Consider the following 15903-nt stretch of genomic DNA (forward strand, 5'->3'; position numbering starts at 1 on the left):
CCCGGGCATAAACAAAAAAGCAGTACTTTTTTATTAGGGACAAGACATGGGAAAGAAGATGCCTTACTGGTGGCTCTCGTGCTGCCTGATATCTGTGCCCGCTATCGCGGCAAACCCTGCGGCGATGATTAATACCGGACAATTAAGCGAAACGCAGGAACTCCCCTCTTTAAATGGCCGCGTGGCGCCCGTAGCCAGCAAAGCCGCCCCCGGCACGCTACAGCTGAATGAAGCGGTTAACCGCGCCGTGACCTGGCATCCGGCTATCAGTGAAGCCGTCGGCAAACTTTATCAGCAGAGCGAAAATGTGGACGTCGCTAAATCGAAATATTATCCGCAAATTAACGCTGGCATGGATAACGGCTATAGCCACGACGGCGACGATAATGGCTTTACCCCCTCGCTGGTGCTTTCTCTTTCGCAAATGCTGTACGACTTCGGCAAAGTCGCAAGCCAGGTGCGCGCCGAAAACGCGGGCGTCGCCCAGCAGCAGGCCAACGTGCTGGTGAGCATCGACACCATCGCCCACGATACCGCCATCGCCATGGTGCAGGTGCAGACCTGGCAGCAGATGGTCGAGACCGCCAAAGAACAGCTGGATGCCCTGTCCTCCATCGGCACCCTGACGAAACAACGTAATGATGAAGGCGCAACGTCACTCTCTGACGTGGTCCAGACCGATGCCCGTATCGAAGGGGCGCGTGCGCAGCTGATGCAGTATCAGGCGAGCCTCGACAGCTCGCGCGCCACGCTGATGAGCTTGCTGGGCTGGGACAGCCTGAACGCGGTCAGCAATGACTTTCCGCAAAGCCTGGCCCGCAGCTGCGACATCGCCGAGCCGGACGATCGTCTGGTGCCCTCGGTATTAGCGGCCTGGGCGCAGGCCAACGTCGCGCAGGCAAATCTCGATTATGCCAACGCGCAAATGACCCCTACCGTTTCTCTGGAGCCGGAAGTTCGTCACTACCTGAACGACCGCTACGCGGGCAACGAAACGCGGGACCGCACCCAGTACTCCGCGTGGGTTAAAGTGCAAATGCCGCTCTATCAGGGTGGCGGCCTCACTGCCCGGCGTAACGCCGCCGGACACGCGGTGGAATCCGCCCAGTCCACCATCCAGCGCACCCGTCTTGAGGTGCGGCAAAAACTGCTGGAAGCGCGCAGCCAGGTGATGAGCCTGATGAGCACGCTTCAGATCCAGGGCCGTCAGGAAGCGCTCAGCGCCCGCACCCGCGAGCTGTATCAGCAGCAGTATCTCGATCTTGGTTCCCGCCCGCTGCTCGACGTGCTCAACGCCGAGCAGGAGGTGTATCAGGCGCGCTTTACCCAACAGCAAACCGCCGGACAGCTGCATCAGCTTCAGCTCAACTGTCTGTACAACACCGGGCGCCTGCGTCACGCGTTCGATCTTGAAAACCGCACCATCCAGACCGTGGAGATCCAGCCATGAAGCAACGCGATATCCCGCAGGGTGAAAACATGACGGATGAGGCGCTAGAGCAGTGGGCGCAGGCGTTTGGCTACGTGGCGACGCGCTATCGCGTTGCCTGCTCGCCAGGCTCGCTCGTCGCAGGCGCGCCGTGGCTGAAAGGCAAACCGATGGTGCCCGCGCTGACGCAGCTCGCCCGTGAAGCCGGGCTGACATTCCAGCTGCTGACGGCCGATCAGCAGTCCATCAACAGCTGGCGTCTGCCGGTGGTGGTGGAGCTGAACGACGGAAAAATCGGCGTCATCGACAATTTCGACGGCGAGGATACGCTGGAGGTCAGCTTTTTCGACGACAGCACGCACACCAACCGCCTGTCGATGAGCGCGATGCTGCCTGCCATCCGCCACGTCATCGCCCTGCGTCCGCTGGCGGCGCTGAAGGACAGCCGCGTGGATGCCTATATCTCAAAATACCGCCCGGACTGGCTCTACCGGCTGGTGATGCGCGACCTTCGCCCTTACAGCTGGGTGATGCTGGCTGCACTGTTCATTAACGTGCTCTCCCTCTCGGGCATCGTCTTTTCCATGCAGGTGTATGACCGGGTGATCCCCGCCCAGTCCTATCCGACGCTCTATGTGCTGACTATCGGGGTGCTGATCGCCACGCTGTTTGGCTTTGTGCTGCGCGTGGCGCGCGGACACATTATGGATCTGCTGGGCAAACGCTCGGATCTGCGCGTCTCGGATCGGGTGTTCGGCCACGCGCTGCGGCTGCGCCACAGCGCCATTCCGCGATCCACCGGCAGCTTTATCTCCCAGTTGCGCGAGCTGGAGCAGATCCGCGAGATGGTCACCTCCTCCACCATCTCCACCATCGTCGATCTGCCGTTTTTTATCCTGTTTGTGATTGTGCTGGCGATCATCGCGCCGCAGCTGGCGTGGATCGCTCCGGTGGCGGCGGTGATCATGGTCCTGCCTGGCCTGCTGCTGCAAAAGAAGCTGGCGGAGCTGGCGAAGCAGTCGGCGCATGAATCAACCCTGCGCAACGCGGTGCTGGTGGAAAGCGTGCAGGGGCTGGAGGACATCAAGCTGATGCAGGCAGAGAACCGCTTTTTGCAGCAGTGGAACAGCTATATCCAGATCACCGCCGAATCCGGCCTGCGCACCCGCGAACTGACGCAGAACCTGATCAGCTGGGGGATGACCATTCAGAGCCTGGTCTATGCCGGGGTGATCGTGGTGGGCGCGCCGATGGTGATCGACGGCACCTTAACCACCGGTTCGGTGGTGGCCGCCTCGATGCTCGCCTCACGGATGATCGCCCCGATGGCGACGCTATGCGGCGTGCTGGCCCGCTGGCAGCAGGTGAAGGCGGCCAAAGAGGGGCTGGACAGCATTATGCAGCTGCCGACCGAGAACCAGCGCGAAGAGACACCGATCCGCCAGGACGTGCTGCGCGGCCACTATCTTTTCGAGCAGGCGCAGTTCCGCTATCACCCGGAAGATCCCCGCATGGCGCTGCGCATTAACCGCCTGGAGATCAAAGCGGGCGAAAAAGTGGCGATCCTCGGGCGCAACGGCGCGGGCAAATCAACCCTGTTGCAGGCGATGGCGGGCGGGATGGATCTGGCGGGTGGTGAACTGCGGCTCGACAACCTCAGCCTGCCGCATCTGGACGTGGCTGACGTGCGGAGAAACGTCGGCTTTATGACCCAAAACGCCCGGCTGTTTTATGGCACCCTGCGCGAGAACATCACGCTCGGCATGCCGCGCGCCACCGATAAAGAGATCTTCGAGGTGCTGGAGATGTGCGGCGCGGCCAGCTTTGTGCAGAAGCTGCCAAAGGGGCTGGATTACCCGATTATGGAGAACGGCGTCGGGCTGTCCGGCGGGCAGCGGCAGTCTATTCTGCTGGCGCGGATGCTGCTGCGCGACCCGAATATCGTGCTGATGGATGAACCGACCGCCTCCCTTGATGAACATACCGAGCGGGAATTTATTCAACGTCTCGGGGCGTGGCTCGGCAACCGCACGCTGGTTGTCGCGACCCACCGCGTGCCGGTGCTGGAGCTGGTGGAGCGCGTGGTGGTACTCAAAGATGGCATGCTGGTGATGGACGCGCCAAAAGCCCAGGCGCTGAACAACAGCCGTATGCAGCAACAGCAGCAGGCAACCGGACGGGAGTGGAAAAATGAAAATCAGTCAGCGTGACGTTGCCGCAGTAGAAGATCTGGATAACGCGCTCGACTCCGAAAGCGGTTATACCGGCGCCCGGCGCATTGTTTTCTTCTCCCTGGTGATGTTTGTGGTGCTCGGCGTCTGGGCGTGGTTCGGCGTGCTGGACGAAGTCTCAACCGGGACCGGTAAAGTGATCCCCAGCTCACGCGAGCAGGTGTTGCAGTCGCTGGATGGGGGGATCCTCACCGAGCTGAACGTGCACGAAGGGGATCAGGTGCAGGCCGGACAGGTGCTGGCGCGGCTGGATCCTACCCGCTCGGAATCTAACGTCGGCGAAAGCGCGGCGCGTTACCGCGCGTCGCTGGCCTCCAGCGCGCGTCTGTATGCCGAGGTGAACGATCTGCCGCTCAAATTCCCGCCGTCCCTGGCGAAATGGACCGACCTGACCGCCGCTGAAACGCGGCTCTACAACTCGCGCCGCGCCCAGCTGGAGGATACCCAGCGGGAGTTGCGCGCCGCGTTAGATCTCGCGAACAAAGAACTGGCGATCACCCAGCGGCTGGTGAAAACCGGGGCCGCCAGCCACGTGGAAGTGCTGCGCCTGCAACGGCAGAAAAGCGACCTGGAGCTGAAGCTCACTGACGTCCGTTCCCAGTATTACGTGCAGGCCCGTGAAGCGCTGTCGAAGGCCAACGCCGAGGTGGATATGGTGTCAGCGATCCTGAAAGGCCGCGAGGATTCCGTTACCCGCCTGACGGTGAAGTCTCCGGTGCGCGGGATCGTGAAAAACATCAAGGTGACCACCATCGGCGGCGTCATACCGCCCAACGGCGAGTTAATGGAGATTGTGCCGGTGGACGATCACCTGCTGATTGAAACCCGCCTCTCGCCGCGGGATATCGCCTTTATCCACCCTAATCAGGAGGCGCTGGTGAAAATCACTGCCTACGATTACGCGATTTACGGTGGGCTGCACGGGGTGGTGGAGACCATTTCGCCGGACACCATTCAGGACGAAGCGAAGCCGGAGGTGTTCTATTACCGGGTATTTATCCGTACCAGCCAGGATTATCTGGTGAATAAGGCGGGCAGGCACTTCTCGATCGTGCCGGGGATGATAGCGACGGTGGATATTAAGACCGGAGAGAAAACGGTGCTGGATTATATGATCAAACCGTTTAACCGGGCGAAGGAGGCGCTGAGGGAGCGGTAGTCAAACGCCGGGTGGCGGCTGCGCCTTACCCGGCCTACATTCTCGCAGGCCCGCGCAAGCGCAGCGCCGCCGGGCATTAATCCGCACGCAAGACGTGGAATCCGCCTCGAAGAATTAACCTTTAGTCATGCATCACACTTCCCTTCAGCCATGACCAGGGTAATATTACTCGCAGACAAAACGCACTTGCGCACAGTGCAGGAGTGCATTAATATCCACTCAGCTTCAAGGACTGGAGCTTACCAGCATTATGATTAATCATTTTCGGGATCAATGGCTTGAGGATTTTTTTCTCTACGGGAGATCGAGCAATGTTATTCCTTTGAATCTGGAAACAGCGCTTGCAAGAAAGCTCGACATCATCAATGCGGCCATGTCGCACCTGGATTTACGATCGCCACCGGGCAATATGTATGAAGCATTGAGTCCTCCGTTGAAGGGATACTCCTCTATCCGGGTAAACAGACAATACAGGCTTGTATTTCGCTGGTCAGAGGGAAAAGCAGACGATCTCTATCTCTCTCCACACAAGTACACGCAACACAAGTGAGGCATCACCTATGACACTTCAACAGGCACTCCGCAAACCCACCACGCCGGGCGAGGTGTTGCAGTATGAGTATCTTGAACCGCTCAATCTGAAAATCAACGATCTGGCAGAGATGCTAAATGTACACCGCAATACCGTAAGCGCGTTGGTCAATAACAATCGCAAACTTACTGCCGATATGGCGATCAAACTGGCAAAAGCCTTTAATACCACTATTGAATTTTGGCTGAACTTACAGCTAAACGTTGATATCTGGGAAGCGCAATCTAACTCCCGCACGCAGGAGGAGTTAAGCCGGATAAAAACCGTTGCGGAAGTCATGGCGAAGCGAAAATCCGGCAAGCCGGACGTCGCCTGATCCGCCCGCGCCACGCAATACGCTTACCCGACACGGGAACGGCGCATAACGGCATCTGCCATTATGCGCATCCGGTTACAGGGAAATTCTCAGGCGTCGAACCGCTTCTTTAAGCTGCTCATCCGTTGGGGTAACGAAAGACATGCGCAGCGTGGTGTGGTCCGGCTCGTTGCAGTAGAAGAACTCACCCGGCACAAACACGACGCCGTTGCTCAACGTTTTTTCCAGCCATTTCGTCGTATTGATGCCGTTATTCATTTTCGCCCACAGGAACATGCCGCCCTTTGGCTTGTGGAACGACATCACATCGCCCAGCTCCGCTTCCAGTTCACTGGCAAAGGTCTGGTATTTCTGGCGGTAGGCTTCGCGGATCATTTTAATCTGATTCGCCAGACGACCGGTTTTCAGATATTCGTACGTCATCAGCTGCGACAGCGTGCTGGTGTGCAGATCGGTGGTTTGCTTGAGGTTCACTACCGCGCGCTTTAGCCACTCCGGCACCAGCACCCAGCCCACGCGGGTGCCCGGCGCGAGGATTTTAGAGAAGGTGGAGGTGTACACCACGTTATCCTCATTGCCGATATCTTTGGCATGAGCAATCAGCGGGCGGAACGCTTCGTCGGTGTAGTTGATCTCGCTGTACGGGTCGTCTTCGATAATCACGAAGTCATAGCGCTTCGATAATTCCACCAGCTGTTTACGACGCGCTTCGGAGAGCGTCACGCCGCCCGGGTTACCAAAGGTTGGCACGATATAAACCGCTTTGATGGTTTTAGTTGCCACCAGCGCTTCAAGTTCATCCACTTTCATGCCGTCGCCGTCGGTACCGACGGATTCAAATTTCGCCTGCGCCAGGCCAAAGACCTGCAACGCGGCGAGGTAGGTAGGCCGCTCCACGACGACCGTATCGCCCGGGTTGATTAACGCCCGCGCCAGCACGTCAAGCGACTGTTGCGAGCCGGAAGTAATGACCACATCATCGGCTTTACAGGCGATGCCGCGACCTTCAGAGATGCGTTGGATCTCTTCGCGCAGCCCCGGGACGCCTTCCGTCAGACCGTACTGGAATGCTTCGCCAAAATGCTGAGACAGCACGGCATCAGCGGCGATTTTTAAACCTTCATGATCGAACAGGTCCGGATTTGGAATACCGCCACCCAGCGAAATCACGCCTGCCATTTTGCTATGTTTTAATAATTCACGGATGGCAGAGGATTGCAGGCCCTGCGCGCTGCTGGCGAGTTTGTTTGCAGACATTCTTTACTTACCTTCTTTTTTTATATTGTGCCCAATCTTAGCAGAATATGGGCAATAAATTCCGTTAGCTTAGGCAGCGGCCGCAAATCCTGGCGCCACAGTAAATGCACCGGCCTCGGCGCGGGCGTAAACGCTTCCAGAACCCGAACCAGCCTGCCGCTCGCCAGCTCTTCCGCCACCAGCACTTCCGGTTGCAGCAGGAGTCCCGCCCCGGCTCGCGCCGCCATGCGTAAGCCGTAGCCGTCATTGCATCGTAAGACGGCATCACGCTTCCAGCGCACTTCGCCTTCCACACCCGGCAGCCGCCACTCGTTACGCGCCGTCCATACCGTGTGCGACAGGCACAGGTGATCCACCAGATCGGCTGGCGTTTGCGGCGTACCGTGACGCGCCAGATAATCCGGCGCGGCGCAGATCACCATGTTGTAGGGACACAGATATTTCGCCACCAGGTCCTCATTACGGATCTCACCGATACGAATGGCCAGATCGACCCCTTCCTCGACCAGATCAACCATTCGGTTGGTGAGATCCAGTTCGATGCGCACTTCCGGGTAACGCTGCAAAAACGTGGCCGTCAGAGGCGCGATAACGCAGCCGCCAAACGAGGTGGGCGCTGTCACGCGCAGGGTGCCGGCGGGTGTGGCTCGCAGGCGCTCAACCGCGTTTTCAGCAATCGAGACCTGCTCCAGCACGCGCCTGGCCTCTTCGAAATAAACGCGTCCGGCATCCGTCAGGCTCTGGCGACGGGTGTTGCGCTCCAGCAGCCGCGTACCGAGCTGCGATTCCAGCTGCGTAATATACTTCCCGACCATCACCGCCGACATCTCCAGCCGGGCCGCCGCGCCGGTAAAGCTGCCGCTTTCCACCACCGCGATGAACGTCTCCATGCCGCGAAGCTTATCCATATTCCGAACCTCTGGTTAGCAATCTTCTAACATCAACCCAGTTTATCTGAATTTTTATTTATTAAAGAATGAAGGCTCACAACATAAGGAGTCTGCTATGAAAATCGTCATTATTGGTGCCAGCGGTACGGTCGGTCGTGCTGTGACAGAAGAGCTAAGCCGTCGTCACGAGGTGATCAGCGTGGGTCGCACGCAGGGCGACCATCAGGTGGATATCACCTCGCAGGCGAGCGTACAGGCGCTGTTCGAAAAGATCGGCCCGGTGGATGCGATTGTCTCCGCCAGCGGTGGGGTACACTTCGGCCCGCTCGCAACCATGACCGACGGCGAGTTCAACTGGGGCTTACAGGATAAGCTGCTGGGGCAGATTCGTCTGGCGCTGACCGGCCAGCACTACCTGAACGAAGGCGGCTCGATTACGCTGATAAGCGGCATTGTGGCTCACGAGCCGATTGCTCAGGGCGTCAATGCCACCACGGTGAATGCGGCGCTGGAAGGGTTTGTGCGCGCCGCGGCCTGTGAACTGCCGCGCGGGATCCGCATTAACCTGATCAGCCCGACGGTGCTGACCGAATCCGCCGAAGCATATGATGGCTTCTTCCCCGGGTTTGAAAGCGTTCCCGCTGCGACCGTTGCGCAGGCCTACCGCCGCAGCGTGGAAGGGGTACAGAGCGGGCGGGTATATAAAGTCGGCTATTAAGCCTTACGGGCGGCGATCAGCACCAGCATCGGGCGTTCCGCCTCTTCGGCCAGCGCGGGCCAGGCGTCAACCTGCGTCTGCGTTGGTCCCCACTCATTGACTTCGCTTATCGTCAATCCGGCCTTGATCAGCGCGTTAAGCGTGGTACCCAGCGTGCGGTGGTATTTGATTACCCCGTCCGCCAGCCAGTTGCTGACGCGCTGGCTTTCGTCCTGATAATGGTTCACGCCCCAGAACCGCTCACCGCTGTCGTCGGTGAGCCAGCCCTGACGGGTGGCGCAGGTATAAATCGGGTGCTCCATCGAGAAGACCAGGCTGCCGCCGGGTTTAAGCGCACGCTGCACCCTGGCGAATAACGCGTCCAGTTCCGGCAGATAGTGCAGCGCCAGCGAGCTGTAGACCAGATCGAGACTGTTTTCGCGAAGCTGAAGAGATTCCAGATCGCTACGCTGATAGTGAATCCGATTGTCATCAGTCAGTTCAGCCGCGCGGGCGAGCATTTTTTCTGAAATATCAACACCCGTGACGTCAGACGCGCCCAGCTCGCGCGCTGCGCGACAGAACCATCCGTAGCCGCAGCCGAGATCGACAACCGCTTTACCGGTTAAATCTGGCAGCATTGCCTTGAGCGCGGGCCACTCCGGCGCGCCGTTCAGGCCCTGAACCGAGCGCGGAAGCTGGGCATAGCCTTCAAAAAATGCCGGGTTGTCGTAGATGTTTTGTGCCATAACGGATTCCTTTATCGCAACAGTGGCGAGGGTAAAGCACCCCTCGCCCGTTGACAACGTATCCGTCTTATAAATCACAGCCTGCGCCGGATTTTCTCCACCATGGCTGTGGTTGAGATCCCGTAGCGGTCATGGAGGGTGGGCAGCGCGCCCGCATCAAGGAACGCGTCCGGCAGCGCGACGGTATCGAAATCCACGTTCACGCGGTTGCGCATCAACAGCGACGCGACGGCTTCGCACAACCCGCCTACGCTGCTGTGGTTTTCCGCCACGATGACCAGCCGTCCCGGCTTCGCAGCCTGCGCCAGGATCGTCTCTTCGTCCAGCGGCTTAATGGTGGGCGAGTGCAGCACCGCCACGCTGACGTTATCCTTACGCAGCTGCTTCGCCGCCTCCAGCGCACGCATGGTCATCAGGCCTGAGGCGACGATCAGGACATCGTTCCCCTCTTCCAGCAGCGCAGCTTTGCCAATCTTAAACTGGTAGTTGTACTGGTCCAGCACCACCGGCACCTTGCCGCGCAGCAGGCGCATATAGACAGGGCCATCGTGCGCTGCCATCGCCGGCACCGCCTGTTCGGTGTCGATTGCGTCACAGGGATCGATAATCGTCATGCCCGGAATACCGCGCATAATCGCAATATCTTCCGTCGCCTGGTGGCTCGGCCCGTAACCGGTGGTTAGCCCCGGCAGCGCCGCGCAGATCTTCACGTTCAGGTGCTCTTCAGCAATCACCTGATGGATAAAATCGTAGGCGCGGCGGGTGGCGAAGACGGCATAGGTGGTGGCGAAAGGAATAAAACCCTCTTTCGCCATGCCGCCCGCGGCCCCCATTAACAACTGCTCGGCCATGCCCATCTGAAAGAAGCGTTCCGGGTAGGCCTGAGCGAAAATATGCAGATCGGTGTACTTCGACAGATCCGCCGTCATGCCGACGATCTCCGGTCGCTGTTCCGCCAGCTTCACCAGCGCGTGACCGAACGGTGCGGCTCGCGTCTCCTGGCCCTCTTCCGCGATAGAGGCAATCATCGCCGACGTGGTTAAACGCGGTTTTTTCTCCGTGGTCTGGCTCATTACAGCACTCCTTCAGGTTTGTTGGCATCCAGCACGGCGAGTGCCTTTTGCCACTCGTCAGCATCCACGCGAATAAAATGGTTCTTGTCACGCTTTTCGAGGAACGGCACGCCCTTGCCCATCAGCGTGTCGCACAAAATGACGCGCGGCTGGTTTTCCGGGTAGCGTTTGGCGTTATCAAACGCCGTTACCAGTGAAGGGACATCGTTGCCGTTGACGCGCTGCACGTACCAGCCGAAGGAGGTCCATTTATCTTCCAGCGGCTCAAAGCCGAGGATCGCGTGCGAGTTGCCATCCGCCTGCTGGCGGTTAATGTCCACCAGCACGATCAGGTTCGACAGGCCGTGATGTGCCGCCGACATCGCAGCTTCCCAGGTTGACCCTTCGTCCAGCTCGCCGTCCGACATGGAGTTAACGACCCATGCCGCGCTCTGCTTGCGCTTCAGCCCCAGCGCCATGCCAACGCCAATGCTTAAGCCCTGCCCCAGCGAACCGCCGGAGATCTCCATGCCCGGCGTGTAGGTTGCCATGCCGGACATCGGCAGGCGGCTGTCGTCCGCGCCGTAGGTCTCCAGCTCCTCTTCAGGAACGATCCCCGCTTCAATCAGGGCGGCGTAACAGGCAATGGCGTAGTGGCCGTGAGAGAGCAAAAAACGGTCACGCCCCTCCCACTCCGGCTCGCCCGGCTTAAGGTTCATCCCGTGGGCAAACGCGGTGGCCAGCACATCGGCATAGCCCAGCGCCTGCCCGATGTAGCCCTGCCCCTGCACTTCGCCCATGCGCAGCGCGTAGCGGCGAATGCGCCAGGCCGCGGCGGCAACCTGTTGAACTGTGGTATCCGTCATCGTCGTATCTCCTTAATGGATCAGCATCCCGCCGTTCACGTCGAGCGTGATACCGGTGGAGTAAGAAGAGAGGTCGCTGCCGAGGAACAGCGCGGCGCGGGCAATATCCTGCGCGTCTCCGAGGCGGTTAAGCGGAATGCCCGCCAGAATGGACGTTTTCATCTCATCGCTCAGCTTGCCTGCGGTAATGTCCGTCTGGATAAGACCCGGCGTGATGCAGTTTACGCGCACATTGTCGGGCCCCAGCTCACGCGCCATGGCTTTTGCCAGCCCCAGCACACCCGCTTTTGCAGCGCTGTAGTGTGGGCCGCCAAAGATGCCGCCGCCGCGCTGGGCCGATACCGATGAAATGCAGACGATGCTGCCCGACTTTTGCGCGCGCATAGTGGGAATAACCGCCTGGGACATTAGCAGCGTGCCGCGCAGGCTGACGTCAAGCACCGCATCGTAATTTTCGCGTTTGATATCCATCAGCTTGATCGGCTGAGTTATGCCGGCGTTATTCACCAGAATATCGATGCGCCCGTATTTCCCCAGCACCTGCTCAATGGCGGCATTAACCTGTAATTCATTGCTGACGTTCGCCGCAAGGCCCAGATGTTCGTCGCCAAGGCTCGCGGCGGCAGCCCGGCTGGCTTCAGCGTTTAAATCGATAATCACCACTTTCGCACCCTGTTCAGCATATAATTTCGCCGTAGCGAAACCCAAACCGCGTACGGAAGCCGCGCCGGTAATAACGGCGACTTTATTTTTCAGTAGCATACATTTACTCCATTAGGACAAGAGAGATTTAATGTTTTATTTCGGCTCTTCCAGCAGCATAATCATTATTAAGCCAATGGCTGCGCAAATACCGAAATAAATAAACACGGAATTAAAACTACCTGTTTTATCCAGCAGATAACCTGCCAGCATCGGGGAAACAAATCCGCCGAGATTACCGCCGCTATTGATAATGGACGCGGCAATCGGATAGGTTTTACTGTCCGCAACAGCCATTCCATAAGCCGTAAAAGCGGGCCAGCCGATATTCAGACAGAGGCCGACAAAAAATAACCCGACGCAAACCGCGACGGTGCTTTGCGGAATATTCAGCATAATAACCATCATTAAAACGGTGCTGATGGCTGTAAACATCATGGTCGGTTTACGTCGGCGGCCGAGCAGTTTGTCGGAGACGTAGCCGCCAAAAATCGCACCGATAAATCCACCGATGCACGGCATGCTGGCGACCAGCCCCATGCTCATAAACGTAAAGCCTTTCTCTTTCACCAGATAGAGCGGGATCCACGTCAACAGTCCGTACAGCACGCTGACCATCATAAAATAGGCCAGGCAGTCGCCGAGAATATTCTTCGAGGTAAACAGCCCTTTTACCGTGCTTACCGGGGCTAATTCCCGCACGCGGATCAGCCGATCGAGGCGTGCAAAGCCTGGTGAAATCACGATATTTTCCCGTCTGGCGTCCGGGGTCTCCTGACCGGCGGTAATGGTCTCCAGCTCCGCTTTCGAGACGAATGCGCTCTCGGACGGCCTGGTGCGTACCAGCAGATACCACAGGACGGCAATGACCAATCCTGGGATCGCAAAGGAGAAGAAGACCCAGCGCCAGCCCCAGGTCATGGCGATCCACACTGCCAGCGGCGGCACGAGGATGGGCGCGAACATGGTGGCGGCGATGTAGACGCCCGTGGCCGTGGCCTTCTCCTTTGGCGGAAACCAGTTATTGATGGTGGAGGCCAGCCCGACCGGGCACGGCCCCTCTGTTAACCCCAGCCCCAGGCGGATACACTTCAGGCCCAGAACTGAGGTTGCGGTGCCCATCAGCCAGGTAAAGGCAGAGAAGCCGAATATCGACAGTGCCACCATGCCGCGAATTCCCTTTTTGGCAATAAAAAAGCCCGCAGGAATTTGGCTCAGGGCGTATCCCAAAAAAAACATGCTGGCGATGGCACCGGCTTCGAAATTATTGATATGAAATTCGTCAATGATAAACGGCAGTACTGCACCAATATTTGTTCGGTCAGCATAGTTAATGGCATAAACAATAAAAATTAATGCCAGCACAACGAAACGGTAATTGGTTTTTTTAGTCTTTATGTAGGGGACAGCTTGTTCTATACGAGACATAACTTACCTCATTATTCGAACACCGTGAGTCGTTTTATTATTGCGTTCAACGTCAATATATCGGCTCACCCATGAAACGCCATTCAATAAAGCTCATTTATTGCTGAGATAAATTTGATTCGCGATACAGCTCAAAAAAATAACATCGGGATAAAATTGCCCGCTCGCAGTCTCAATGTTATGTTTTTTATCAATTATCGTGTAAGGAGTAGGCCATGTCCGCGCAGGATCGCCAGACGTTATCGCTGCCCTCGCTCAGAAATTTGCAGGCGTTTATCGCCGTTGCTAACGCCCTGAGCATCCATCAGGCGGCGGAACAGCTCAACGTCACGCCTTCGGCGGTAAGCCACCAGATCGCGTCGCTGGAATCGTGGCTGGGCAAGAAATTATTTATCCGCAGCGGCAAAGGGGTTCAACTCACCCCGACGGGAGAAAAATATCTGCGGGAGGTCTCGGCGGCGATGAGCGCCATCGGGCGCGCCACCGATCAAATCGTGAAAGAAAAAGACAATGCTGTGCTTCGCGTGCACTCTTCCCCCACCTTCGGGCTGTCCTGGCTGTTGCGCCGTCTGGGCAGATTCCGCGCCGAATATCCTGATATCACCATCAATCTCACCTGCTCCTATGAGAACCTACAGTTCGCCAGAGATAATATCGACATTGATATCCGTCACGGTATTCCGGACTGGGACGCCTACCGGGTGATGACCATTAAAAACGACACGCTGGTGGTATTGGCCTCGCCGGACTATGCAGAAGAGCATCCCATCAGCACGCCCGCCGATCTGCTGCAACAGTCGCTTATCTCGTCCACCAGCACTCTCGTGAACTGGGAGAAATGGTTCGCCTGGCACAATATCGACAGGCCCTGGCTTAATTTCAGCCTCAGCTTCGACCGCTCCTACATGAGCTTTGAAGCGGCGCGCATGGGGCTTGGGTTTATTCTGGAGAGCAAAATGATGGCTACCGATCACCTGAAGGATGGCTCGCTGGTGCAGGTGCTGCCTGATGAAATGGGTATCGCCATCAACGCGCACCATCTGGTGATGCCGCACATGAACGAACGCGCGTGGAAGATCCAGCAGTTCGTCGAGTGGATTGACCGTGAGTTGCGATTGTCGGGGTATCACCTGTAGCGATACCCCAACGTGGCGTCAGGCGACCGTGCCCCAGACCAGATTCCCCTTGTGGAACGTCGCGGTGCGCGGAGAAATGCGCGCCACCGCCTCGGCGGAACAGGAGGCGTCAACCAGCACAAAGCTGGCGTCGTCCTGCGCTTTAGGCCACACGCGCTCACCTTTGTCGTTCAGCGGCAGCACGTCGCCGGTGGCGATGCCCAGCGCCCGCGAAAGCGTCTGCTCGTTCGGGCGAATATAGAGCTGGGCGTAGAGGTTGGCTTTCTCCAGCATGTCCCCCAGACCGTACGGCGACCAGTGGTCGATCACGCTGTCGGTACCGGTCATGACAAACACGCCTTTATCACGTAACTGCTTCAGCGGCATGTGCAGGGTGCCAATCGGCACGGTCGAGGCGATGGTTACCTGCTGTGCCGCCATGCGGGTGGCGATCTCATCCACCTGCTGTTCGTTAAGCGTGGCCAGCGCGAAGGCGTGGCTGATGGTCAGCTTCCCCTTCAGCGCCGGCGTTTTCTCCACGGTTTCTACCATGTAGTTCACCGCCGCCACGCCCGCCGGGCTGGTTTCATGGAGGTGAATATCCACCCCTTTGTCGTAATCCAGCGCAATCTGGAACATGGTATCTAGCGATTTCTCCATCGCGCCGTCGACGCTGGTTGGGTCCAGCCCGCCCACATAATGCGCCCCCGCCTGCATCGCCTCGCGCATCAGCTTTTCAGAATTCGACAGCAGCAGGCCGTGCTGCGGGAAGGCAACGATTTCGCAGTCAAAGCCTGCGCCCCGGCGCGCCAGTACCGCCTGCAAATTTTCCAGGTTTTTCAGGCCGGAAACCGGCTCTATGTTGCAGTGGCTGCGGGCGATGGTGGACCCTTTGGACTGGATCAGGTCGATCAGCTTTTCGGCGCGTTCTTGCGTGTAGGGCTGTAACTCCGGCAGCAGCTTCTGCTCCAGGCGGATCATGTCCTGAATGGTGGTGCCCGCCGGACGGTTCAGGGAGCGCCATGGGCCGCCGTAGAAGGTTTTATCCAGGTGAATGTGCATGTCGCGCATCGCCGGAAGCATCAGCTTTTTACCCGCGTCGTAGTGCGGCAGGGTCGCGTCGGCGTGGCTGCCGTTATCGCGCAGGGCGACGATTTTCCCGTCTTTGATCTCCAGCGTTTTCAGCTCGGTGCGGGTGCTTGTCGCCACGCTGCCGTCGTAGTTAAACCCGGCTTCCAGCAGCACGTTGTCGAGATAGTAATGTTTTGCGGTGATGTTCATCGGTTTACCCGTCTCGCAGGTTGCCTTTACAGAATCGGCAGCATACGCGACGGAACCCGTGGCGCCAAACAGCGCGCAGGCAGTAACCATTTTGCCGCTCTGGCTGATAAACTCGCGGCGGCTTTTATTCTCACTCATC

Annotated in this window: 15 protein-coding genes; 7 read left to right on the plus strand and 8 right to left on the minus strand. The window is 58.2% G+C overall.

All coding sequences use genetic code 11. From position 1 onward, the window contains the following. Nucleotides 1–46: 46 nt before the first annotated feature. From SK47_RS16630 to SK47_RS16650, 5 genes are all read left to right on the plus strand, one after another. Nucleotides 47–1450: a TolC family outer membrane protein gene (locus SK47_RS16630; protein WP_023295304.1), complete on the plus strand. Its 1404-nt coding sequence runs from the start codon at nt 47–49 to the stop codon at nt 1448–1450. Then, entirely contained in the window at nt 1447–3639 is a 2193-nt protein-coding gene (locus SK47_RS16635; protein ID WP_048244798.1) for a type I secretion system permease/ATPase, read from the plus strand. The genes SK47_RS16630 and SK47_RS16635 overlap by 4 nt, the downstream gene beginning before the upstream one ends. Then, nucleotides 3620–4819, plus strand: a complete 1200-nt coding sequence (locus tag SK47_RS16640) for an HlyD family efflux transporter periplasmic adaptor subunit (RefSeq protein WP_003862224.1) — start codon at nt 3620–3622, stop codon at nt 4817–4819. The genes SK47_RS16635 and SK47_RS16640 overlap by 20 nt, the downstream gene beginning before the upstream one ends. 250 nt (nt 4820–5069) lie before the next feature. Then, nucleotides 5070–5369 (plus strand): type II toxin-antitoxin system RelE/ParE family toxin, encoded by a 300-nt coding sequence (locus tag SK47_RS16645; protein ID WP_015571638.1) that lies wholly within the window; start codon nt 5070–5072, stop codon nt 5367–5369. Between the two features lie 10 nt (nt 5370–5379). After that, complete coding sequence (locus SK47_RS16650; protein WP_022651701.1) at nt 5380–5727, plus strand: HigA family addiction module antitoxin; 348 nt, start codon at nt 5380–5382, stop codon at nt 5725–5727. Between the two features lie 75 nt (nt 5728–5802). On the opposite strand, the gene SK47_RS16655 is transcribed toward SK47_RS16650, so the two are convergent. Together SK47_RS16655 and SK47_RS16660 are read right to left on the minus strand one after the other, a co-directional pair. Next, the gene (locus SK47_RS16655) at nt 5803–6984 is read right to left on the minus strand and encodes an aminotransferase-like domain-containing protein (RefSeq protein WP_023314694.1); all 1182 of its coding nucleotides are present in this window, start codon (nt 6982–6984) and stop codon (nt 5803–5805) included. A 20-nt stretch (nt 6985–7004) separates the two neighbouring features. Next, nucleotides 7005–7892 (minus strand): LysR substrate-binding domain-containing protein, encoded by an 888-nt coding sequence (locus SK47_RS16660; protein ID WP_048244800.1) that lies wholly within the window; start codon nt 7890–7892, stop codon nt 7005–7007. A 97-nt stretch (nt 7893–7989) separates the two neighbouring features. On the opposite strand from SK47_RS16660, the gene SK47_RS16665 reads away from it, so the two are divergent. Beyond that, entirely contained in the window at nt 7990–8592 is a 603-nt protein-coding gene (locus SK47_RS16665; protein ID WP_045343782.1) for a short chain dehydrogenase, read from the plus strand. Here the strand turns inward: SK47_RS16665 and SK47_RS16670 are convergent. The 5 genes from SK47_RS16670 to SK47_RS16690 all read right to left on the minus strand — a co-directional run bounded on the left by SK47_RS16670 (nt 8589) and on the right by SK47_RS16690 (nt 13368). After that, nucleotides 8589–9320, minus strand: a complete 732-nt coding sequence (locus tag SK47_RS16670) for a class I SAM-dependent methyltransferase (RefSeq protein ID WP_045343780.1) — start codon at nt 9318–9320, stop codon at nt 8589–8591. The two genes, SK47_RS16665 and SK47_RS16670, sit on opposite strands and share 4 nt — an antisense overlap. Before the next feature lie 74 nt (nt 9321–9394). Next, nucleotides 9395–10393, minus strand: a complete 999-nt coding sequence (locus SK47_RS16675; protein WP_045346167.1) for a transketolase family protein — start codon at nt 10391–10393, stop codon at nt 9395–9397. Next, entirely contained in the window at nt 10393–11238 is an 846-nt protein-coding gene (locus tag SK47_RS16680) for a transketolase (RefSeq protein WP_022651707.1), read from the minus strand. The genes SK47_RS16675 and SK47_RS16680 overlap by 1 nt, the downstream gene beginning before the upstream one ends. Nucleotides 11239–11250: 12 nt before the next feature. After that, on the minus strand, nt 11251–12000 hold the full coding sequence (locus SK47_RS16685; protein ID WP_003862216.1) for an SDR family NAD(P)-dependent oxidoreductase: 750 nt from the start codon (nt 11998–12000) through the stop codon (nt 11251–11253). A 36-nt stretch (nt 12001–12036) separates the two neighbouring features. Next, nucleotides 12037–13368, minus strand: coding sequence for an MFS transporter (locus tag SK47_RS16690; protein WP_023323645.1), 1332 nt, complete (start codon nt 13366–13368; stop codon nt 12037–12039). A gap of 215 nt (nt 13369–13583) precedes the next feature. Here SK47_RS16690 and SK47_RS16695 point away from each other — a divergent pair, with 215 nt between their 5' ends. Then, entirely contained in the window at nt 13584–14504 is a 921-nt protein-coding gene (locus SK47_RS16695; RefSeq protein WP_023323646.1) for a LysR substrate-binding domain-containing protein, read from the plus strand. Nucleotides 14505–14522: 18 nt separating this feature from the next. Here SK47_RS16695 and SK47_RS16700 read toward each other — a convergent pair whose 3' ends face one another. Continuing rightward, nucleotides 14523–15902 carry an amidohydrolase family protein gene (locus tag SK47_RS16700; protein ID WP_023314699.1) on the minus strand — a complete coding sequence of 460 codons (1380 nt, stop codon included), beginning with the start codon at nt 15900–15902 and terminating at the stop codon, nt 14523–14525. Between the last annotated feature and the right edge of the window lies 1 nt (nt 15903).

Origin of the sequence: Enterobacter sp. BWH52, from assembly GCF_001037565.1 — a bacterium.
In the GTDB taxonomy this organism is placed as follows: domain Bacteria; phylum Pseudomonadota; class Gammaproteobacteria; order Enterobacterales; family Enterobacteriaceae; genus Enterobacter; species Enterobacter hormaechei_C.

Excerpts from the sequence above, each read along its gene's own strand:
- SK47_RS16670 (WP_045343780.1), bottom strand. The coding sequence starts at position 9,320 with ATGGCACAAAACATCTACGACAACCCGGCATTTTTTGAAGGCTATGCC.
- SK47_RS16660 (WP_048244800.1), bottom strand. The coding sequence starts at position 7,892 with ATGGATAAGCTTCGCGGCATGGAGACGTTCATCGCGGTGGTGGAAAGC.
- SK47_RS16635 (WP_048244798.1), top strand. The coding sequence starts at position 1,447 with ATGAAGCAACGCGATATCCCGCAGGGTGAAAACATGACGGATGAGGCG.
- SK47_RS16655 (WP_023314694.1), bottom strand. The coding sequence starts at position 6,984 with ATGTCTGCAAACAAACTCGCCAGCAGCGCGCAGGGCCTGCAATCCTCT.
- SK47_RS16630 (WP_023295304.1), top strand. The coding sequence starts at position 47 with ATGGGAAAGAAGATGCCTTACTGGTGGCTCTCGTGCTGCCTGATATCT.
- SK47_RS16685 (WP_003862216.1), bottom strand. The coding sequence starts at position 12,000 with ATGCTACTGAAAAATAAAGTCGCCGTTATTACCGGCGCGGCTTCCGTA.
- SK47_RS16695 (WP_023323646.1), top strand. The coding sequence starts at position 13,584 with ATGTCCGCGCAGGATCGCCAGACGTTATCGCTGCCCTCGCTCAGAAAT.
- SK47_RS16680 (WP_022651707.1), bottom strand. The coding sequence starts at position 11,238 with ATGACGGATACCACAGTTCAACAGGTTGCCGCCGCGGCCTGGCGCATT.
- SK47_RS16645 (WP_015571638.1), top strand. The coding sequence starts at position 5,070 with ATGATTAATCATTTTCGGGATCAATGGCTTGAGGATTTTTTTCTCTAC.
- SK47_RS16650 (WP_022651701.1), top strand. The coding sequence starts at position 5,380 with ATGACACTTCAACAGGCACTCCGCAAACCCACCACGCCGGGCGAGGTG.
- SK47_RS16665 (WP_045343782.1), top strand. The coding sequence starts at position 7,990 with ATGAAAATCGTCATTATTGGTGCCAGCGGTACGGTCGGTCGTGCTGTG.
- SK47_RS16675 (WP_045346167.1), bottom strand. The coding sequence starts at position 10,393 with ATGAGCCAGACCACGGAGAAAAAACCGCGTTTAACCACGTCGGCGATG.
- SK47_RS16690 (WP_023323645.1), bottom strand. The coding sequence starts at position 13,368 with ATGTCTCGTATAGAACAAGCTGTCCCCTACATAAAGACTAAAAAAACC.
- SK47_RS16700 (WP_023314699.1), bottom strand. The coding sequence starts at position 15,902 with ATGAGTGAGAATAAAAGCCGCCGCGAGTTTATCAGCCAGAGCGGCAAA.
- SK47_RS16640 (WP_003862224.1), top strand. The coding sequence starts at position 3,620 with ATGAAAATCAGTCAGCGTGACGTTGCCGCAGTAGAAGATCTGGATAAC.